The sequence below is a fragment of the Flavobacterium channae genome, assembly GCF_021172165.1.
In the GTDB taxonomy this organism is placed as follows: domain Bacteria; phylum Bacteroidota; class Bacteroidia; order Flavobacteriales; family Flavobacteriaceae; genus Flavobacterium; species Flavobacterium channae.
Window position 1 is genome coordinate 2,061,670 of sequence record NZ_CP089096.1, and the last position, 21,811, is coordinate 2,083,480.

Consider the following 21,811-nt stretch of genomic DNA (forward strand, 5'->3'; position numbering starts at 1 on the left):
ATTTTACGAAAACGATTGAAATCTATACTTTTGCACCACAAAACAACACATTATATTTTCATGAGCAATATTTCTTTATACGAAAAAGAATTAGCTTTTCAGGCAGACAGAAGAAAAGCTGGGGTAGAATTCATTAAAATCATCAGTGATTTATGGTATGACAAATCAATCGAATTGGTTTTATTCCGTAATCAATTAATAGACAAAAACGTAAGCGAAATCATCAACTTACACGAGTATGCTGGTGCATTTGTTGGAAAACCAATTAACGTTTTTGATTCTGTTGAAATTGCAAGCGCTATTATCGATTTGGATTTACCACCTTCAAGAATCGACATTGGTAAATTAACTTATGAATATCATTTAGAAGATGACAAATACAACGATGCAAAAGCATTTGTTATCGACAAATTAAAAAATGCTAAAAACTTCCAAGAAATAAAACCAAAAGATGTAGTTCTTTACGGATTTGGTAGAATTGGACGTTTATTAGCTCGTGAAATGATGTCTAAAATTGGAAAAGGACAACAATTACGTTTAAGAGCAATCGTTACAAGAGATAAAAATGATGCTGTTTTATTAGAAAAAAGAGCTTCATTATTACGTTATGATTCAGTTCATGGCGATTTTCAAGGTTCCGTAATTGCTGATCCAGAAAACAACGCTTTATTAATTAATGGAACTACTGTTCACATTATTACAGCAAATACTCCAGAAGAAATTGATTATACTGCTTACGGAATTGAAGATGCTTTAGTAATTGATAACACAGGAGCTTTTACAACTGAAGAAGCTTTAAAACGTCATTTAACTTCTAAAGGTGCTGAAAAAGTATTATTAACTGCGCCTGGAAAAGGAGTTCCAAATATTGTATACGGTGTTAATCATGAAGATTACAACCCAGAAGAAGTAAACATCTTTTCTGCTGCTTCTTGTACAACAAACGCTATTACGCCAGTTTTAAAAGCTGTTGAAGATACTTTAGGAGTTGTTAAAGGACATTTAGAAACGATTCACGCATATACAAATGACCAAAACTTAGTAGACAATATGCACAAAAAATACCGTAGAGGTCGTGCTGCTGCTTTAAATATGGTTATTACTGAAACTGGTGCTGGAAGTGCAGTTGCAAAAGCATTGCCTTCATTAGCAGGTAAATTAACATCAAACGCTATTCGTGTTCCTGTTCCAAACGGATCATTAGTAGTATTGAATTTAGAAGTTGGAAAAAACACTTCAATTGATGAAGTTAACAACATCATGAAAAAATACGCTTTAGAAGGTGATCTTGTAGAGCAAATTAAATACTCTTTAAACAACGAGTTAGTATCATCAGATATCGTAGGAACTTCTGCTCCTGCTATTTTTGACAGCAATGCTACTATTGTTTCTGGAGACGGAAAAAACATTGTTATGTATGTTTGGTACGATAACGAATATGGTTACAGTCACCAAGTTATTCGTTTAGCAAAATACATTGCTAAAGTAAGAAGATACAGCTACTATTAGTAGATGGCAACAATAAAAAAAGCCCTTAGTTTTCACTAAGGGCTTTTCTATTTATATTCAATTTGATTACTCTTTCGAAGCTAAATAACGTTCTGCATCTAAAGCTGCCATACATCCTGTTCCTGCAGCTGTAATTGCCTGACGATATACATGATCAGCAGCATCACCAGCAACAAAAACACCAGGAACATTTGTTTTAGAACTTCCAGGAACATTTACAATATAACCTGTTTCGTCTAATGTAATATAATCCGCAAAAATATCTGTGTTAGGTTTATGACCAATGGCTACGAAAAATCCTGTAGCCGGAATTTCAACAACTTCTCCTGTAGTTTTGTTTTTTGCTCTAACTCCAGTTACTACTTGTCCGTCACCTAAAACTTCTTCTGTTTCAGTATGCATTAAAATTTCGATATTTTCTGTTTTTTGTACACGTTCTGCCATAATTTTAGAAGCTCTAAATTTATCGCTACGTACTAACATCGTTACTTTTTTACATAATTTAGATAAGTAATGTGCTTCTTCACAAGCGCTATCTCCTGCTCCAACGATTACAACTTCTTGATTTCTATAGAAAAATCCGTCGCAAACCGCACAAGCTGAAACACCACCTCCTAATTTTAAGTAAAGTTGTTCTGATTCTAAACCTAAATATTTAGCAGAAGCTCCTGTAGAAATAATTACAGTTTCTGCATGAATTTCAATTGTATCGTTAATCCAAACTTTATGAACTTCTCCAGAAAAATCAACTTTTGTAGCCCAACCATCACGTACATCAGTTCCAAAACGTTGTGCTTGAGATTGCAATTGCACCATCATTTCAGGTCCAGTTACACCTTCAGGATAACCAGGAAAATTTTCTACTTCATTTGTTGTTGTTAACTGACCTCCTGGTTGTGTTCCTTGATATAATACTGGATTCATGTTAGCTCTAGCCGCATAAATAGCTGCAGTATAACCTGCTGGACCAGAACCTATAATTAAACATTTTACTTTTTCGATTGTATCTGACATAACTTTATTCTTTTAAGAGTAGCAAATGTAAGTTTTTAATTAAAATTATTTCTTAAAATTGAATTAGTTTTAATTATGAATGTATAATTTTTGACAATAAAAAAAACCTTCCTGAAGTTTCAAGAAGGTTTTGTCGGGGTGGCAGGATTCGAACCTGCGGCCTCCTGCTCCCAAAGCAGGCGCGATAACCGGGCTACGCTACACCCCGAATTTGTGAGTGCAAATATATAACTAATTTCTATTGTAGCAAATAAATCAATTCTTTTTTTAAAATAATTTATTTACCGCTTATTACCTATATTTTTTTAGCAATTATTCCTAAACTTTCTAAAGAAAACAAAAAACACATAGAATATTATTTCTATTTTTGCTAAAACAATCAACCTTAAGAATCTATATGCTTATTATTGGAATTGCCGGCGGAACCGGAAGTGGAAAAACAACTGTTGTACATCAGATTATGAATGAGTTACCTGCTACTGAAGTAGGAATAATTTCTCAAGATTCTTATTATAAAGAAACACATCATCTTTCATATGAAGAAAGAACTAAAATCAATTTTGACCATCCAAGAGCTATTGATTTTGAATTATTGGTTACACATCTTAAAGATTTAAAAGATGGAAAAACTATTGAACAACCAGTTTACTCGTTTGTAACACACGATAGAACCGATGATAAAGTGATTACGCATCCAAGAAAAGTTATGATTGTTGAAGGAATTTTAATTCTAACAAATCCAGAATTAAGAGACATGTTTGACATTAAAGTTTACGTACATGCAGATTCTGATGAACGATTAATTCGTCGTTTAAAACGTGACATTGCAGAACGTGGTCGTGATATGGAAGAAGTTTTGAATCGTTATCAAACTACTTTAAAACCAATGCACGAGCAATTCATCGAGCCTACAAAAGCGTTTGCTGATATTATTATTCCAAATGACAAATATAACACCGTTGCAATTGATGTTGTACGTGCTGTTATCAACCAACGTATTGCTTAAAAAATGAAAAAAATAAAGAGTCTTTTAGCCAAATATCCGTTCCTAAAGTTTTTAGCGAACCGCTATGTCTTGGTTTTAATACCCTTTATGATTTGGATGATTTTCTTTGACAACTATTCGTATTTAGAACACCGCGTTTTAGATAATGAAATTGATGAAATCGAAGACAACATTCAGTATTACAAAACTGAAATAAAAAAAGACAGCATCAGCATTAAAGAATTAAAAAACGATGACTATGTAGAAAAGTTTGGTCGCGAAAAATATTATATGAAACGTGACAACGAAGACATTTACATCATCGAATTTGAAGAAGAAAAGAAAGCTGAAGCTGATGCAGAAAAAACAAATAGTAACAATTAAATATATAATTCGTGGCTAACAATAATCTATTTTCCGATTTTGATGCAGTTACTTCCAAACAATTGAAGCAGCAAATTCAATACGAACTAAAAGGTGCTGATTATAACGAAACTTTAGTTTGGGAAAGTCCAGAAGGAATAAAAGTAAAACCGTTTTATCATAATGACGAAACGGAAGTAAATCTGAATGCAATTGCGCCTTCAAAACCTTTTACAATTGTTCAAAACATATTTGTTCACGACGTAAAAAAATCAAATTCTCGCGCATTAGAAACGTTAAAAAGAGGTGCAGAAAGTATTCGCTTTACAATTGAAAACGATACAGTTTCAGTTGAAGAATTAATGCAAAAACTTCCTTTTGAAAACGTAATTTATTATTTCAATTTACCTTTCCTTTCAAACGATTTCGTAACTAAAATAAATGATTTTGCTTCTAAAAACAAGGTAAATATTTATGTTCAGGTTGACCCAATTGGACAATTAGAAAAAGAAGGAAACTGGTTTGAATTCCTTGAAAAAGATTTCGAAAAGCTTAATGCAATTGCTACTAAAACAACTATTCCGTTTTTAACTATATCAAGCGGAGTTTATCAAAACGCTGGTGCTAATATTGTACAGCAATTGGCTTACACTTTAGCACACGCAAACGAATATTTCAACAGAATTCCAGCAATCAATCAACCAATCGTTATAGAAGTTGCTGTTGGAACGAATTATTTCTTCGAAATAGCCAAATTAAGAGCTTTACGATTATTATTCAATACAGTAGCTAAAGAATACAATCACAATTTCGATTGTCATATCATTGCAACACCTTCAAAACGCAACAAAACGTTATATGATTATAATGTAAATATGTTGCGCACAACTACCGAATGCATGTCGGCAATTTTAGGTGGCGCTGATGCTGTTGCGAATTTAGCTTACGATGCTATTTACCACAAAGACAACGAGTTTGGTGATAGAATTTCGAGAAACCAATTGTTAGTTTTAAAACACGAAAGTTATTTCGATAAAGTAAATAACGCTTCAGATGGCGCATATTATATTGAAACTTTGACCGAACAATTAGCTGAAAAAGCTTTAGAATTGTTTAAAGATATTGAGAAAAATGGTGGTTTACTTTCGCAATTAGTTGATGGAACTATCCAACGAAAAATCAAAGAAAGCGCTGATAAAGAACAAGACCTTTTCGATTCTGGAAAAGAAGTTTTATTGGGTACAAACAAGTATCCCAACAAAAACGATCGCATGAAAGATGATTTGGAATTGTATCCTTTTGTGAAACAAAATCCAAGAAAAACGCTAATTACTCCTATCATTGAGAGAAGATTAGCCGAAAAATTAGAACAAGATAGATTAGCTTCGGAATAAGATGATCGGATTTTCAACAATATTATTTATAATTGGGCTTTTAGTAGCTGGTTACGGAGTATCACTATTAAACAAAGACACAATACAAAAAAAGAAAGCTAAATTTTACATAATAATTGGTTTAATTACTGCATTGAGTCCATTTCTTTTTGTTCTACTTTATATTCTAATCAGTAGATTATAAAACTTAAAAAAATGAGAAAAAACATACAACATATACAATTAGTCAAAAGTCAAAAGTCGAAAGTCGAAAGTCAAAAGTCTTTCACAACGGCTGAAGGAATTGAAGTAAAACCAACTTATTCTGAAGAAGATATTACCAATTTAGAACACATAGGTTTTGCAGCTGGTTTTGCACCTAATTTACGCGGACCATACGCCACCATGTACGTTCGCCGACCTTGGACTATTCGTCAGTATGCGGGATTTTCAACTGCGGAAGAAAGTAACGCTTTTTACAGAAGAAACTTAGCTGCTGGGCAAAAAGGTTTATCTGTTGCCTTCGATTTAGCCACACACAGAGGATACGATTCTGACCACGAACGTGTTGTCGGTGATGTTGGAAAAGCTGGAGTTGCGATTGACTCGGTGGAAGATATGAAAGTACTTTTCGACCAAATTCCGTTAGGGGAAATGTCGGTTTCGATGACGATGAATGGTGCGGTTTTACCTATTATGGCATTCTACATCGTGGCAGCGGAAGAACAAGGCGTTACTCCTAACCTATTATCTGGAACGATTCAGAATGATATTTTGAAGGAATTCATGGTGCGTAACACTTATATTTATCCACCAACACCTTCGATGAAAATTATTGCGGATATTTTCGAATACACGAGTAAATTCATGCCGAAGTTCAACTCTATTTCGATTTCAGGTTACCACATGCAAGAAGCAGGTGCTACAGCTGATATTGAGTTGGCGTACACGTTAGCCGATGGTTTGGAATACATTCGCACAGGAATTGCTGCTGGAATGGATATTGATACTTTCGCTCCTCGCCTTTCGTTTTTCTGGGCAATTGGTATGAATCATTTTATGGAAATTGCCAAAATGCGTGCAGGTCGTATGTTGTGGGCAAAATTATTGAAGCAATTCAATCCAAAAGACGATAAATCATTAGCTTTAAGAACACACTGCCAAACTTCTGGTTGGAGTTTAACCGAGCAAGATCCTTTTAATAACGTAGCTCGAACAGCTATTGAAGCAGCCGCAGCAGCGTTTGGAGGGACGCAATCGTTGCACACGAATGCTTTAGACGAAGCAATTGCTTTACCAACCGATTTCTCAGCACGAATTGCTCGTAATACCCAAATATTTTTACAAGAAGAAACCAAAATTTGCAAAACGGTTGATCCTTGGTCAGGAAGTTATTATGTAGAAAGTTTAACAGCTGAAATTGCTGAAAAAGCTTGGGCATTAATTGAAGAAGTAGAAGCACTTGGCGGAATGACCAAAGCTATTGAAGCTGGAATTCCAAAACTAAGAATTGAAGAAGCGGCTGCGCGTAAACAAGCACGTATCGACAGCGGACAAGATATTATTGTTGGGGTGAACAAATACCGTTTGGAAAAAGAAGATCCGTTACATATTTTGGATGTGGATAACCAAATGGTGCGCAAACAACAAATTGAACGTTTAGAACAAATCAAAGCCACTCGCGATAACACTAAAGTTGCCGAATGTTTAGCAAAATTAACCGAATGTGCCAAAACAGGAAACGGCAACTTATTAGATTTAGCAGTAGATGCAGCACGTAACAGAGCTACTTTAGGTGAAATTAGCGATGCTTTAGAAACTGTTTTCGGAAGATACAAAGCACAAATTAGAAGTTTTAGTGGTGTGTATAGTAAAGAAATTAAAAACGACGAAAGCTTTGAAAAAGCAAAACAATTAGCAGATACCTTTGCTAAAAAAGAGGGACGTCGCCCAAGAATTATGATTGCCAAAATGGGACAAGACGGTCACGACCGTGGTGCTAAAGTAGTCGCTACAGGTTATGCCGATGTAGGTTTTGACGTAGACATTGGTCCGTTATTTCAAACACCACAAGAAGCAGCGAAACAAGCTGTTGAAAACGACGTACACATTTTAGGCGTTTCTTCATTGGCAGCCGGACACAAAACCTTAGTACCTCAAGTAATTGAAGAACTAAAAAAATACGGTCGTGAAGATATTATGGTGATTGTGGGCGGAGTAATTCCTGCACAGGACTACCAATTCTTATTCGACGCCGGAGCTGTAGCTGTTTTTGGTCCTGGAACTAAAATTAGCGATGCCGCGATTACGATATTGGAGGTTTTATTGGAAGAATAGCTTAAACTCAATATAAAAACAAAAAACACCAACATTTCTGTTGGTGTTTTTTTATGCCTAAAAATTGTTAACAACTATAGAAATCATGCTTACAATTGTAAGCGGGTCAATTGTAAGCATAACAATAAATTTATAACCATGAATATTAAAGAAAAATTTGGTCAAAAAGTTAAAACTCTTAGAGAAGAAAAAAACTTTTCAATAGAGCATTTAGCCAATATTTCCAATGTTGACAGAAATTACATTTCTGATATTGAAAAAGGTAAAAGAAATGTTTCCATAGAAATTATGGAAAAAATAATTTGTGCTTTAGAAAGTGATTTTACAATGTTTTTCAATGATAAAAATTTTAAGAAATGATGATGAAAGAGACAATATCAATAGATGAATTTGACGGGAAAAAATTTAAAATTCGTTTTGTAGAAGAAGAAGATAATAGAAAAGCTGTATTAACTCATTACTTGCATAATTATAGAAACGGAGTAAAATCTCATTTTGAAAAAGAAGCAACAGAATATTTAAATCAGATTATTGAATATAAAAATCAAGAAGAAAACTTATCGTTAGTTTCTGATGTTGTTTTGCAACAACTCCTTTTTGAGGTTGAAAATGTTCCTTTCCCAACTCCAAAAGATTATAACTTTAAGTTTATTGATCTATTTGCAGGAATTGGAGGATTTAGACTTGCTCTTCAAAATTTAGGCGGAAAATGTGTTTTTACTTCTGAATGGGATGAATTTGCAAAGAAAACTTATCGTGCGAATTTTGGTGAAACACCCTTTGGAGATATTACAAAAGAAAGTACAAAATCATTTATCCCAAATGATTTTAATGTTCTTTGTGGAGGTTTTCCTTGTCAACCATTTTCTCATGCAGGATTAAAAAAGGGTTTTGAAGACACTAGAGGAACTTTATTTTTTGATGTTGCTGATATCATAAACAGAAGAATTGAAAACGGGAATCCTATAGACATAATATTTTTAGAAAACGTCAAAGGATTAAAAAATCATGACAAGGGAAATACCTTAAAAACTATTATTAAAACTCTTAATAATTTAGGTTATGAAGTAAAAACTGAAATTTTAAATTCCAAAAATTTTGGGGTTCCACAAAATCGTGAGAGAATATTCATTGTTGCTTGGATAAAAGATAAAAACAAAAACTTTAAGTTTCCTTTGGGAATTGATTTTGAGGAAAACATTATTTATGAAAAAGATGATTTAACTAAAATTAAATCTACTAAAGTTGGAGATATACTAATTAAAAATCCTGACGAAAAATATACAATTTCAGATAAATTATATGCAGGACATTTAAGACGCAGAAAAGAACACAAAGAAAAAGGGAACGGATTCGGTTTTTCTTCTTTTGACAAAAACGCTCCATACACAAGCACAATATCTGCAAGATATTACAAAGACGGTAGTGAAATATTAATTGAGCAAAAAGATTCAAACCCAAGAAAATTAACTCCAAGAGAAGCCGCAAATTTACAAGGTTATCCCAAAAATTATGTGATTCCTGTTTCGGACAATCAAGCATACAAACAATTTGGAAATAGTGTTTCGGTTCCTGTAATTCAAACAGTTTTTAATGAAATAAAAAGACAACTTTTTTGATTGGTAAATAACTTTATAAATATCCAATATGAATTTAACTCAGTTAAAAAAAATATTTTCTTCCCATGGATGCAATAAGATATATTTAAAATATTTATCCCCAAACGATAATTCTAAAAATCAAGTATATTTTGGGGGAAACTTTGAAGTTTTAAATATTTTACCAATAACAGAGATAAAAACAGAGCCTCAAGGTGATTGGAAAAAAGAACGATTTAAAGCAAAAATAATTTTCTCTTGGATTAAAGAAGATGGATCACTAATTGAGGCACCAAAATCTCAATTAATACTTTATCCAAAATATCCTGAAGTTAGATTTTCAGGTTTTTTACAAGGTTGTAAAGATGCTCCTTCAGAATTGATGAGATCAAGATTGAAAGGAAGAATTCTTTTCTTAAGCGTTTCTGGAAATGGCAAAGTACTTGGTTATGTAGTTTCATCTGAATCTGAAATTGCTAATGAAGTAAATCAACTTTCAGAAATTAAAAATCATGGAATATTTAAATATTTTGAACTACCTATATTTCAAGATAATAGACAAAAACTAATAATTGAGTTAAATAGAATTCATAATCTTGGATGGATAAAATCAAAAAGACTAGATACAAATGGAAATCTATTATCATGTGAATCATCTAATTGTGGAGGATACACTCTTGAGGCTGAACTTGGAATTACACCAAACGGCTATTCCGAACCCGATTATCTGGGATGGGAAATCAAACAATTTGGAGTAGTAAATTTCAATAGAATTAATTCAAAAATTATAACTTTAATGACTCCTGAACCAACAGATGGATTTTACAAAACAAATGGTGTAGAAGAATTTATACTTAAATATGGCTATCCTGACGTTAGTGGAAAACCTGATAGAATGAATTTTGGTGGCATACATAAGATTGGGGTTTTACATAGCAGAACAAATCTTACTCTTCAACTAATTGGTTTTGATTCAAAAGAAGGCAAGATTAGGGATACAAATGGACGCATTGCATTATTAGATAGTAATCAAAATGAAACTGCCGCTTGGAGCTTTGCATCAATGCTTTTACACTGGAATAGAAAACATAATCAAGCATGTTATGTTCCATCTATTCTAAAAATAAACGAAGGCAGAAACTACCATTATGGAAGTAAAGTAATTCTTGGAACTGGTACAGATTTTCTTTTCTTTTTGAAAGAAATATCAAAAGGAAATATTTATTATGATCCAGGAATTAAATTAGAGGATATGTCGACAAAACCTAAGATAAAGAAAAGAAGTCAGTTTAGAATTAAATCTGAATACTTACCTAATCTTTATAAAAAAAATGAAATAATAGATATTACTATTTAAAAGAACCAACCTCACAGCTGGTTTTCTTATTTTATTCCATCCACCGCCTTCACACCCTCCAAAAAATCAATACTTTTCACTTCTTCAAAAAAGTCGATTTCGGTTTCGTGTGGTAAAAAATCGGAGATGATACGCACGATAAAATCTTGTGGCTTTTTCAAATATTTAAACGTATAATCTTCCATATTTACAACCGTTTTTTCGGCTAAATCGGTTGTTCTTACAAACTTATCAGAAGTTAGAGAAGACAAACAAGGTAAGTTGAGTTTTGGTGCTTCGGTAATGATGGGTTTTCCGTTTTCAAACAAACCACCTTCGTAACCATATAGCGAAGCATTGGTAATTTCTATTGGTTTTCCTAACTGCAAATATTCTGGCAAATGACTCGCTTTTCCAACTACAGCAGCAAAACCCATTAAAACGCAAACATCATGTGCTGGCAAATGCATCATCGCTTTAGCTGTACTTTCACGACCAATTCCAGATACAATTACTTCGTAAGTATGATTCAAATTTGGAATTCGAGCCAAAGCGTTTAGGACTTTTTCACGCTCAATTTCCATCGGTGTTAGAATTATTATGTTCAAAATCTCAGAATTAAATCACAAAATAAAGTAATTTGAAGAAATTAGAACGTGTATATTTTTTATATTTTTGCTTCATGTCAAAATTACCCAACATCACCACTAGTATATTCTCTGTAATGTCGCAATTAGCGAACGAACACGGAGCAATTAATTTATCGCAAGGTTTTCCAAATTTCCCAGAAGACGAACGTTTATTACAAATTTCGGAGCGCTTAATTCGTTCGAATATTCATCAGTATACGCCTATGGCAGGTTTACCTTCTTTGTTGGAAAAAATTGCAAATCAAACGTTGCAACAATACAACCGAAAAGTCAATACAGCGACTGAAATGTTGATTACAGCTGGAGCGACACAAGGTGTATTTACTGCGATTAATACGTTTGTAAATCAAGGTGATGAAGTGTTGATTTTAGACCCTAGTTATGACAGTTACGAACCTTCGGTTTTAGTAGCTGGTGGAAAACCTGTTCGTGTTTCATTGAATTTAGATTACACGCCTAATTTCAATAAAATTGAAGCTGCGATTACGTCAAAAACCAAAATGATTGTGGTGAATAATCCGCACAATCCTACGGGTAGAATTTGGACAGAAAGTGATTTTGAAGCTTTAGAAACGATATTAGAAAAACATCCTGAAATTTTAATTTTAGGTGATGAAGTATACGAATACATTACGTTTACACAACCGCATATTTCCTTCAATACTAGAGAAAAATTAAAACACAGAACCGTTATTGCTTCTTCTTTTGGAAAATCGTTACACGTTACCGGTTGGAAAGTGGGTTATTTAATTGCTCCTGAAAATTTAATGTACGAAATGAAAAAAGTACATCAGTTTTTAGTGTTCAGTGTGAACAGTTTTTCACAACATGCCATTTCGGAATATATGGATGTGGTCGATTTTAGTGAAGTTTCGAAAATGTACCAACGCAAACGTGATTTGTTTCAAGGACTTATAAAAAATAGTCGTTTTGAATTGATGCCTTGTGATGGAACGTATTTTCAGGTTGTGAATTACAATGCAATTTCAAAAGAAAATGATGTGGATTTTGCAAGAAAATTGATCATTGAAAATGGCGTTGCCGCTATTCCAATTTCAGTTTTTTATGAAGATGTAACCGACAAACACATGTTGCGATTTTGTTTTGCCAAAACAGATGAAACGTTGATTGCTGCAGCGGAAAAATTGTGTTCAATTTAAAATTGATAATTTTTCTTACTCATAAAATTGATATTTGACCTAAACAAGACCTATACAGGATAACTTTCTAATCTTTGGAACAACTAATAAAACCAACTAGTGTAATGTTAATTCCCTCTAGATTATTTGTATAGTTTTTATTACAGAACCTCTATTCTAACTTTCAAAAAAATGTTCTAATTTTAAAAGATTATGAATATCCAAAAAAAGATGTTGCTAAAAATAAAGGAATTTTACTTTTTTACTTTTTTGTTTTTTTATTCTATCCTTTCATTTGGACAGTTGGGATTTTGTTCTGGCAGTAAAGGTGCACCAATTTTTTTAGAAAACTTTGGAAGTGGCAATAATTACGGTCCTGCGTTACCTGTTGGCGTTACCAATTATACTTATGTGAATTCAGGATTTCCAGATGATGGACAATACACTTTGTACAATAGAACCAATTTAATTCCTAATACTATCAATTGGCATTTTTCACTTGATAGAACTCCTGATAATGAACCAGATGGAATTAACGGAAAATGTCTAATTGTAAACGCAAGTAACACTCCTGGACAATTTTATAGAAGAACTGTTACAGGATTATGTAGTAACACTCGTTTCGAATTCTCTGCTTGGCTTTTAAATATCTACAATGCAGCTTCTGGAGCATGTCCAGGCTCTGGAATTCCAATCAATGTTACTTTCGAAATTTGGGATGAAACTGACACCACTTTATTACGTTCGGGAAATACTGGCAATATTGCAGGAACATCAACTCCAATTTGGAATCAGTTCGGTTTAGTATTTACGATGCCAGCTGGTCAAACTTCTGTAATCTTAAAAATGCGAAATAATGGCGGTGGTGGCTGTGGAAACGATTTAGCCATTGATGACATTATGTTTAGAGCCTGTGGCGAAAATAGTATAATTAATAATACTACATCATCTGGAAACACTATGACTATCTGTCAAAACTCAAGTGTTACTAATCCTAATTTACAAGTTGTTACTACGGGAGCCATATCGCATGTTTACCAATGGCAACAAAGTAGCGACAATGTGAATTTTAATGATATACCAGGCGAAAACAGTGCAAATTATACGATTCCAAATATAACATCTACTACCTATTATCGTGTAAAAGTAGCACAAGATATTGCCAATTTAAATAATCCGTTCTGTTCTACTTTTTCAGATGTTTATAGTGTTATTTTTATTCCGTTACCTAATGCACCTACTTCAAATGGTGACCAACGTTTTTGCACAAATCAAGCAACAAGTTTAAGTGTAAGTGTTTTGCCTGGAGAGAGTGTCAACTGGTATGATAGTCCTGTAAATGGAACTCTTTTATTAGCAAATTCAACCTCTTTTACACCATCTACAATAGGAACCTATTACGCAGAAACAATTACTACTACAAGTGGATGTATTAGTAATACAAGAACAGCCGTTTCATTATTACAACCAATTACAGTTTCCGCTTCAGGTTCAATGAGTATCTGTACCAATACAAGTACGAATATTTCTCTAATTTCTTCCGATACAAATGCAACTTTAAATTGGACGGCAACTTCTTCAGATGTTACTGGATTTTCAAATGGTTCGGGAACAAATATTAATCAAACATTACAATATAATGGAACTACTTCCGGAACTGTAACTTACACTGTAACACCAATTTTAAATGGTTGTGAAGGAAATCCAGAAACCATTATAGTAACTGTAACTCCTTTAACCACAATTACATTAATTTTTCAGAATATTACTACTTCATATTGTTTAAATGCAACACCTGAAGTACTGCCTTTAATGTCTTCGAATACCACTCCAATTTCTGGAATTTGGAATCCTTCCACAATTGACACAAGCATCTCTGGAACCACTACCTATACATTTACACCACAAACTGGAACCTGTGAAAATATTCTTCCATTTCAAATAAATATTACGGTTGGAAACGATTTTACACCAGATTTTGAAGATGTAATAACATTTTGTTCAGGTGAAAATCCACCAATCTTACCAAATACATCACCAAATGGCATAACAGGAACTTGGTCGCCATCGGTTATTGACAATTTAACTTCTGGAAGTTATACTTTTACACCAAACCTAGGTTCATGTGCAAACTCCCAAACAATAAATACAATTGTTTTGGAATCAGCACTCAATGATTTTGACTATTCTATAACTGGTGCTTTTACAGAAAATCAAATAATAACAATTAATGCAAATCCACCAGGCAACTATTATTACCAATTAGATAATGGAAATCTTCAAGAAAGTAATGTTTTTGAAAATGTAAGTGCTGGTAATCATATTATATCCGTAATGGATCAGAACGGATGTGGTAATATTTTATTTGAAGAAGTATTTGTAATTAATTCTCCTAACTATTTTACTCCTAACAACGATGGAGTTAATGATTTTTGGATGATAGCGGGAATAGATATTTATGAAAAATGGAAAATTTCAATTTTTGATAGATTTGGAAAACTTATTACACAACTAAATCCATCAAATTCTGCATGGGATGGGACATTAAATGGTCATAAATTACCTTCTACGGATTACTGGTTTTTGATTGAATATCAGGATAATGGAATTGACAAATCATATCGATCAAATTTTAGTTTAATTCGCTAGAAAAAGGAGAAAAATACAGTAATTACAATTATTTTAAACCACTATTTATCACACTGTAAATCAGTTACGTTAGACTTTAACCCATTGTTAACAAAATTGGCTTGAAAAAACCATAAATAATTGTATTTTTACCACTTAAAATTTTTAACTGTCAAATGGGTAAAATCATTGCAATTGCCAATCAAAAAGGTGGTGTTGGAAAAACAACAACCTCTGTTAACTTAGCTGCGTCTCTTGGTGTTTTAGAAAAAAAAGTACTTTTAATTGATGCCGACCCTCAAGCAAATGCTAGTTCGGGTTTAGGTATTGATGTAGAAAGTGTTGAAATTGGTTCATATCAAGTTCTAGAACATAGTGCTACTCCAGATGAAGCAACTGTTTCTTGTTCGGCACCAAATGTTTCGGTGATTCCAGCTCATATCGACTTGGTGGCAATCGAAATTGAATTAGTAGATAAAGAAAATCGTGAGTACATGCTGAAAAAAGCATTGGAAAGTGTAAAAGATAAATACGATTACATTTTAATCGACTGTGCTCCTTCTTTAGGATTATTAACATTGAATGCTTTAACAGCTGCAGATAGTGTTGTAATTCCGATTCAATGCGAATATTTTGCATTAGAAGGATTAGGCAAATTATTAAACACAATCAAAAGTGTGCAAAAAATCCACAATCCTAATTTAGATATTGAAGGATTGTTGTTAACAATGTACGATTCGCGTTTACGTTTATCAAATCAAGTTGTAGAAGAAGTACAAAAACACTTTAACGATATGGTGTTTGAAACTGTAATTCAAAGAAATATTAAACTAAGTGAAGCGCCAAGTTTTGGAGAAAGCATCATTAATTATGACGCTACAAGTAAAGGAGCTGCAAATTATTTGAACTTAGCTGAAGAAATTATTAAGAAAAATCAATAATAAAGGAAGATGACAAAAGCGGTAAAAAAACAAGCCTTAGGAAGAGGATTATCGGCTTTATTGAAAGATCCGGAAAACGATATTAAATCGGTAGAGGATAAAAACGCAGATAAAGTAGTAGGAAATATTATTGAATTAGATATTGAATCGATTGAGATTAATCCGTTTCAACCGAGAACCAATTTCAATGAAGAAACATTACAAGAATTAGCCAAATCGATTAAAGAATTGGGCGTAATTCAACCTATTACTGTCCGAAAATTAGACTTTAATAAATTCCAATTAATTTCTGGAGAGCGTCGTTTACGAGCTTCAAAATCTATTGGTTTAAAAACAATACCAGCTTACATCCGATTAGCAAACGATAACGAATCGCTAGTTATGGCATTAGTTGAAAACATTCAACGTCATGACTTAGATCCTATCGAGGTTGCAATTTCGTATCAACGATTAATTGATGAAATCAATTTAACTCAAGAAGAATTGAGTGAACGTGTAGGAAAAAAACGTTCTACAATTACCAACTATTTACGTTTATTGAAATTAGACCCAATCATTCAAACAGGAATGCGTGACGGTTTTATTTCAATGGGTCATGGTAGAGCTTTAATTAATATTGAAAATCAAGACGTTCAAAGCGATATTTACCATAAAGTAGTTACTCAAAATCTTTCGGTAAGAGAAACAGAAGCTTTAGTTAAAAATTATCAAGATAGTTTAAAACCAAAAACAGGAAAACCTGCAAAAGGAAATTCATTTGACATTAACGAAGACGAGAAAAAAGCATTTGCTAATTATTTCGGGACTAAAGTTGATGTAAAAGTGGCTGGAAATGGTAAAGGAAAAATTACGATTCCTTTTCATTCGGAAGAAGATTTTAATCGTATCTTAAAACTAATCAATTCTTAGTGAAAGTTCTCCGTTACATATTTATTCTTACGTGTCTTTTTTTGAGTACTCAAATGAATGCACAAAAAGAATTATCGATGCATACAGCTGACACTGTAAAAGTTGTTATCGATCCGAATCGCCCAGCAAGAGCAGCTTTTTATTCGGCTCTTTTACCTGGACTTGGGCAAGCATACAATAAAAAGTATTGGAAAATCCCTCTGGTATATGCTGGATTAGGTGCTGGAATTTATTATTATACTTTTAATCAAAATAAATACCATGAATATCGCGACGAGTATAAAAGAAGATTAGACGGAACATCTAATCCTAATCATCCTATTTACGGAACTTTAGACAATGACCGATTAATTCGTGCTCAAAAATTTCACCAAAGAAATAGAGATTTATCAGCATTAATAACTGCTGGAATTTACATACTTAACATTGTAGACGCTAACATTGACGCACACTTAATGCAATTCAATGTTAATGATAATCTTTCAATAAAACCAGACATGAATCAAAATCAAATAGATTACAGATTCAATTATGGGATGACACTAACTTATAGTTTTTAACAAAATATTAGGTAACAATCTAATCAACACTACTACTAACCAACATGAAAATTGCACTTTTAGGATACGGAAAAATGGGAAAAGTTATTGAAAGAATAGCTTTGGAGAGAGGACATGAAATTGTACTAAAAAAAGACCAAGATTCAACTTTCGATGGTTTATTATTAGCCGATGTTGCAATTGATTTTAGTGTTCCAGATAGTGCAGTTGCGAATATTTCAGAATGTTTAAACAACGGAATTCCTGTAATTTCAGGAACAACTGGTTGGTTAGCAAAATATCAAGCAATGGTTGATTTATGCGAAGCTAAGAATGGAAGTTTTATTTATGGTTCTAATTTTAGTTTAGGAGTAAACATCTTTTTTGAACTAAATGAATATTTAGCTAAGATGATGTCAAATTTGAAACAATATAAAGTTTCAATGGAAGAAATTCATCATACTCAAAAATTAGACGCTCCAAGTGGAACAGCAATTTCGTTAGCAGAAGGTGTTATCAAACATTCGGATTATGCAAATTGGACGTTAGAAACACCTATAAGTAACGAAATTCATATTGAGGCAAAACGTATTGAAAACGTTCCTGGAACACACAGTATCTTTTATGATAGCGAAGTTGACCAAATTGAAATCAAACACACAGCACACAGCAGAGAAGGTTTTGCTTTAGGAGCTGTAGTTGCTGCAGAATGGATAGTTGGTAAAAAAGGGGTTTTCACAATGAAGGATGTTTTGGGGTTAAACTAAAACAAACAATTATACAATTTAACAATTAAACGATATTAAAAATGGAAATATCAGGTTGGTTAATCTTTATCTTATTAGTTCAAGTAATACACGGAATTGGAACTTGGAAATTATATGAAAAAGCAGGCAGAAAAGCTTGGGAAGCTTTTGTTCCAGTTTACAACGGAATTGTATTAATGCAAATTATCAACCGTCCAAAATATTGGATTTTATTACTTTTTATTCCGGTTATCAATTTGTTTTTATTTCCAATTATTTGGATTGAAACCTTACGAACTTTTGGTAAAAAATCAACTTTAGATATGGTTTTAGGAGTGGTTACTCTTGGATTTTATATCGCATATGTGAATTACACTCAAGAAACTACTTATTTTGCTAATCGTGATTTGAAAGCGCCAAACAAAACAATGGATACATTAGGTTCGCTTTCATTTGCTATTGTAGTAGCTACTTTGGTTCACACCTATTTCATTCAACCATACACAATTCCAACCTCATCGTTAGAAAAATCGTTGTTAGTTGGTGACTTTTTATTTGTAAGTAAATTCCATTACGGAGCTAGAACACCAATGACACCAATTGCCGCTCCAATGGTTCACGATACTTTACCAATCATTAAAACAAAATCATATTTAGCAAAACCTTCATTACCTTATTTTCGTTTTCCTGCATTACAAAAAATAGAACGTAATGACATTGTGGTTTTCAACTGGCCAGCAGATACCTTGTTTCACATGTACAAAGCGGCAGACAAAAGATATGATAAACCGATTGACAAAAAAACGAACTATGTAAAACGTTGCACGGCAATTCCTGGTGATAAAATAGAAATCAAAGATGGTATTATTTTCATTAATGGAAAAGAATCAATTCTTCCGGAAAGAGCAAAACCGCAGTATTCATATAAAGTTGCTTGGGACGGAAAAACTCCTGTTGATTTAGATTATATCAAAAAAGAACTAAACATCACAGATGCTTTTGGTCAAATTGCAAATGACACATTAGTTTTTAGTGCTTTACCACAATCCTCAGTAGATAGATTAAGAAATATTCCTGGATTAACTAAGGTAGAACGTATCATTCACAAAGGAACTGATAAGACTATTTTCCCAGGAACTATGGATTGGAATGTAGATAATTTAGGTCCAATTTACATTCCTGAGGCAGGAAAAACTGTAGAATTAAACAAAGAAACCTTACCATTTTACAAGAAAATCATCAGCGAATACGAAGGCAAAGATTTAAAAGTAAACGGAAATGAAATTAGAATTGATGGTAAAGTAGTAACATCATATACTTTTGACAAAGATTACTTTTGGATGATGGGAGACAACCGTCATAACTCTTTAGATTCTCGTTATTGGGGATTTGTACCTGCTGATCATATTGTTGGTAAACCAATCTTCATTTGGATGAGTATCGATGGAATTAACGATGGCCTAAAAAACTGGAGAATTCGTTGGGACAGATTATTTACTACTGTTAGCGGAGACGGTCAACCAAAATCATATTTCCAATATTTCTTAATTGCATTAGCAGCTTACCTTGGTTTTGATTACTTCAGAAAAAAGAAGAAAAAGAAAGAAGAAACTAATGTTTAATTGATTAAATGTTAAACTGTTTAATTGTCAAAAGCAATGCATAAATTTTCATTTGAAAAATTAGATGTTTGGATTGAAGCCAAAGAATTAACAAAATCAATTTACAGCTTAACATTATCTTTTCCAGAAAGTGAAAAGTTTGGACTTGTTTCGCAATTAAGAAGAGCTTCGGTTTCAATTTGCTCAAATATAGCAGAAGGAACATCAAGAATATCGGATAAAGATAAAGCGCATTTTATTTCTATGTCATATAGTTCAACTATGGAAGTTTTAAACCAATTAATTCTTTCTTTCGAATTAAACTATATTAATGAATCTAGCTATCTAGACTGTAGAAATCAAATAAACAGTATTACAAACAAATTGAATTCGTTAAGAAATTATATTCTAAAAAATAACAATTAATCAATTCAACGATTAAACAATTTAACAGTTCATCAATTCAACAATTTTACATTACAAATGAATATCCTTATACATCCAACTTATTTTCCATCAATTAGTCATTACGTTGCCATGATTAATGCTGATGCTGTTACGTTTGAAATGGAAGACAATTTCCAAAAACAAACCAACAGAAACAGGATGTATATTTATAGTCCAAATGGCATTCAAATGTTGAATATTCCTGTAAAACATGCTACAGAGAAACACCAAAAATATAAAGATGTTCGAATAGAGAATGATTTTGGATGGCAAAAGAATCACTTTAAATCATTAGAAGCGGCTTACAGAACTTCTCCTTTTTTTGAATATTTTGAAGATGATTTTCGTCCTTTATTTGAAAAGAACCATGAGTTTTTAATGGATTTGAATTTAGAAGTATTCGAACTTGTAAATGATGCATTAGGAATCACAATTTCTCCTGAAAAAACAACAGAATTCTTTCATGAAGTTCCAGAATTTGCTGATTTCAGACACTTAGCTAACGGAAAAAAAGATACAGCTCAGTTAGAAGAATATACACAAGTATTTAATGACAAGCATGGTTTTATCAATAACCTTAGCATTCTTGATTTACTTTTCAACGAAGGAAGATACGCAGTTGATTATTTAAAAAATCAAAAACTATAAATTATTCTTCTGATTTTTTCTCTAAATTCAAACGAGCAATTTGTGGAAAATGGTCGCTTTGAAAGAAAGTATCTATAGTTTTAAATTGTTTTACAACGATTGTATTTTCTACGAATACATAATCAATTCGAGCAGGATAATATTTAAAATTATACGATTTACCAAAACCATTACCCGCCTCTTCAAAAGCATCTTTCATGTCATCACCTTTAATGGTTCTGTACACATAGGAAAAAGCACTGTTATTCAAATCGCCACAAATAATTTTAGCATGTTTGCACGTTTCAAAATGCTCTTTAATAATTTCGGCTTGATGTTGTTGAATAGTAAAAGCTTCACTCATACGTTTGAAAATAAATTTAGACTTTTCTTCGTCTAACTTTTCGTGAATATCCGTACTTATTTTAATGGATTGCAAGTGCATACTATACACGCGCAAAGTGTCTTTTTGCTTTAAAATATCAACGTAAATAACATTATTACTCGAATTCGGAAATTCAATTTCGCCTTTGTTTATTATTTTATAATTGGAATAAATTGCCTGACCGTATTTATTTTTTCCACCATACAATTTCACATAACTGTAAGGAAACATTGCTGTATTTACTTGATCATTTGGAGAAAACTCTTGTAAACACAAAATATCAGGATTTTTCTCATCAATCAATTCCGAAATTTGATTCGGAACATCATCTTTTGGAAGCCACTCGTACAAATTAAAAAGTCGCACGTTGTAACTCATTAAAGTAAAATCGGTTTCTTCTTTTGGCAAGTTTGTTTCAGAAAATTTATAAAACCGATTAATAAATGTTATTCCAAGCAACAATACCAAACCAGACAGCAACATGTAACGCTTTAACTGCAGTAACCAATAAACAAAAAAGAAAAAATTGAAAAACAAAAACAAGGGTAATCCTAAAGTTAAAACGCTTAATATAGGAAAAGCTTTAGGCGTAAGAAAAGGTAACGTATAAGCAAGAAAAGTCAATACAGCTAAGACTATATTTAAAAAAAACATTATTTTGCTTAACCATGATTGTTTACGCAT

At 32.5% G+C, this 21,811-nt stretch carries 20 protein-coding genes and 1 tRNA gene; 17 read left to right on the plus strand and 4 right to left on the minus strand.

From position 1 onward, the window contains the following. Positions 1 to 60: 60 nt before the first annotated feature. Positions 61 to 1,509, plus strand: coding sequence for a glyceraldehyde-3-phosphate dehydrogenase (locus LOS89_RS09610; protein ID WP_231835050.1), 1,449 nt, complete (start codon positions 61 to 63; stop codon positions 1,507 to 1,509). 66 nt (positions 1,510 to 1,575) lie between these two features. On the opposite strand, the gene trxB is transcribed toward LOS89_RS09610, so the two are convergent. Beyond that, on the minus strand, positions 1,576 to 2,523 hold the full coding sequence (gene trxB / locus LOS89_RS09615) for a thioredoxin-disulfide reductase (RefSeq protein ID WP_231835051.1): 948 nt from the start codon (positions 2,521 to 2,523) through the stop codon (positions 1,576 to 1,578). Positions 2,524 to 2,656: 133 nt separating this feature from the next. Continuing rightward, positions 2,657 to 2,731: transfer RNA gene (locus tag LOS89_RS09620), tRNA-Pro, on the minus strand. 189 nt (positions 2,732 to 2,920) lie between these two features. Between LOS89_RS09620 and udk the strand changes: the two genes are divergently transcribed. From udk to LOS89_RS09655, 7 genes are all read left to right on the plus strand, one after another. Continuing rightward, the gene (gene udk / locus LOS89_RS09625; RefSeq protein ID WP_231835052.1) at positions 2,921 to 3,529 is read left to right on the plus strand and encodes a uridine kinase; all 609 of its coding nucleotides are present in this window, start codon (positions 2,921 to 2,923) and stop codon (positions 3,527 to 3,529) included. A gap of 3 nt (positions 3,530 to 3,532) precedes the next feature. Next, positions 3,533 to 3,892, plus strand: a complete 360-nt coding sequence (locus LOS89_RS09630) for an FtsB family cell division protein (RefSeq protein WP_231835053.1) — start codon at positions 3,533 to 3,535, stop codon at positions 3,890 to 3,892. A gap of 11 nt (positions 3,893 to 3,903) precedes the next feature. After that, on the plus strand, positions 3,904 to 5,265 hold the full coding sequence (locus LOS89_RS09635) for a methylmalonyl-CoA mutase subunit beta (RefSeq protein WP_231835054.1): 1,362 nt from the start codon (positions 3,904 to 3,906) through the stop codon (positions 5,263 to 5,265). Positions 5,266 to 5,460: 195 nt separating this feature from the next. Further along, a complete protein-coding gene (gene scpA, locus LOS89_RS09640; RefSeq protein ID WP_231835055.1) occupies positions 5,461 to 7,581 on the plus strand; it encodes a methylmalonyl-CoA mutase in 2,121 nt (706 codons plus the stop codon). Positions 7,582 to 7,719: 138 nt separating this feature from the next. Continuing rightward, positions 7,720 to 7,941: a helix-turn-helix domain-containing protein gene (locus LOS89_RS09645; protein WP_231835056.1), complete on the plus strand. Its 222-nt coding sequence runs from the start codon at positions 7,720 to 7,722 to the stop codon at positions 7,939 to 7,941. Beyond that, on the plus strand, positions 7,938 to 9,200 hold the full coding sequence (gene dcm, locus LOS89_RS09650) for a DNA (cytosine-5-)-methyltransferase (RefSeq protein WP_231835057.1): 1,263 nt from the start codon (positions 7,938 to 7,940) through the stop codon (positions 9,198 to 9,200). The genes LOS89_RS09645 and dcm overlap by 4 nt, the downstream gene beginning before the upstream one ends. A 28-nt stretch (positions 9,201 to 9,228) precedes the next feature. Further along, positions 9,229 to 10,536, plus strand: coding sequence for an MvaI/BcnI family restriction endonuclease (locus LOS89_RS09655; protein ID WP_231835058.1), 1,308 nt, complete (start codon positions 9,229 to 9,231; stop codon positions 10,534 to 10,536). A gap of 26 nt (positions 10,537 to 10,562) precedes the next feature. Here the strand turns inward: LOS89_RS09655 and LOS89_RS09660 are convergent, their stop codons facing one another. Then, positions 10,563 to 11,123: a hypothetical protein gene (locus LOS89_RS09660; protein WP_231835059.1), complete on the minus strand. Its 561-nt coding sequence runs from the start codon at positions 11,121 to 11,123 to the stop codon at positions 10,563 to 10,565. A 74-nt stretch (positions 11,124 to 11,197) separates the two neighbouring features. Between LOS89_RS09660 and LOS89_RS09665 the strand changes: the two genes are divergently transcribed. From LOS89_RS09665 to LOS89_RS09705, 9 genes are all read left to right on the plus strand, one after another. Continuing rightward, positions 11,198 to 12,325: a methionine aminotransferase gene (locus LOS89_RS09665; RefSeq protein ID WP_231835060.1), complete on the plus strand. Its 1,128-nt coding sequence runs from the start codon at positions 11,198 to 11,200 to the stop codon at positions 12,323 to 12,325. Between the two features lie 192 nt (positions 12,326 to 12,517). Continuing rightward, positions 12,518 to 14,953 (plus strand): T9SS type B sorting domain-containing protein, encoded by a 2,436-nt coding sequence (locus LOS89_RS09670; RefSeq protein ID WP_231835061.1) that lies wholly within the window; start codon positions 12,518 to 12,520, stop codon positions 14,951 to 14,953. A 155-nt stretch (positions 14,954 to 15,108) separates the two neighbouring features. Further along, positions 15,109 to 15,873: a ParA family protein gene (locus tag LOS89_RS09675; protein ID WP_231835062.1), complete on the plus strand. Its 765-nt coding sequence runs from the start codon at positions 15,109 to 15,111 to the stop codon at positions 15,871 to 15,873. A 9-nt stretch (positions 15,874 to 15,882) separates the two neighbouring features. After that, the gene (locus LOS89_RS09680) at positions 15,883 to 16,782 is read left to right on the plus strand and encodes a ParB/RepB/Spo0J family partition protein (protein WP_231835063.1); all 900 of its coding nucleotides are present in this window, start codon (positions 15,883 to 15,885) and stop codon (positions 16,780 to 16,782) included. Positions 16,783 to 16,835: 53 nt separating this feature from the next. Beyond that, on the plus strand, positions 16,836 to 17,342 hold the full coding sequence (locus LOS89_RS09685) for a DUF5683 domain-containing protein (protein ID WP_231835064.1): 507 nt from the start codon (positions 16,836 to 16,838) through the stop codon (positions 17,340 to 17,342). A gap of 44 nt (positions 17,343 to 17,386) precedes the next feature. Beyond that, positions 17,387 to 18,088, plus strand: a complete 702-nt coding sequence (gene dapB / locus LOS89_RS09690) for a 4-hydroxy-tetrahydrodipicolinate reductase (protein ID WP_231835065.1) — start codon at positions 17,387 to 17,389, stop codon at positions 18,086 to 18,088. Positions 18,089 to 18,129: 41 nt separating this feature from the next. Beyond that, a complete protein-coding gene (lepB, locus tag LOS89_RS09695) occupies positions 18,130 to 19,689 on the plus strand; it encodes a signal peptidase I (protein ID WP_231835066.1) in 1,560 nt (519 codons plus the stop codon). 36 nt (positions 19,690 to 19,725) lie between these two features. Continuing rightward, a complete protein-coding gene (locus LOS89_RS09700; RefSeq protein WP_231835067.1) occupies positions 19,726 to 20,094 on the plus strand; it encodes a four helix bundle protein in 369 nt (122 codons plus the stop codon). 57 nt (positions 20,095 to 20,151) lie between these two features. Then, positions 20,152 to 20,763, plus strand: coding sequence for a WbqC family protein (locus LOS89_RS09705; protein WP_231835068.1), 612 nt, complete (start codon positions 20,152 to 20,154; stop codon positions 20,761 to 20,763). Position 20,764: 1 nt separating this feature from the next. Here the strand turns inward: LOS89_RS09705 and LOS89_RS09710 are convergent, their stop codons facing one another. Beyond that, a complete protein-coding gene (locus tag LOS89_RS09710; protein WP_231835069.1) occupies positions 20,765 to 21,811 on the minus strand; it encodes an endonuclease/exonuclease/phosphatase family protein in 1,047 nt (348 codons plus the stop codon).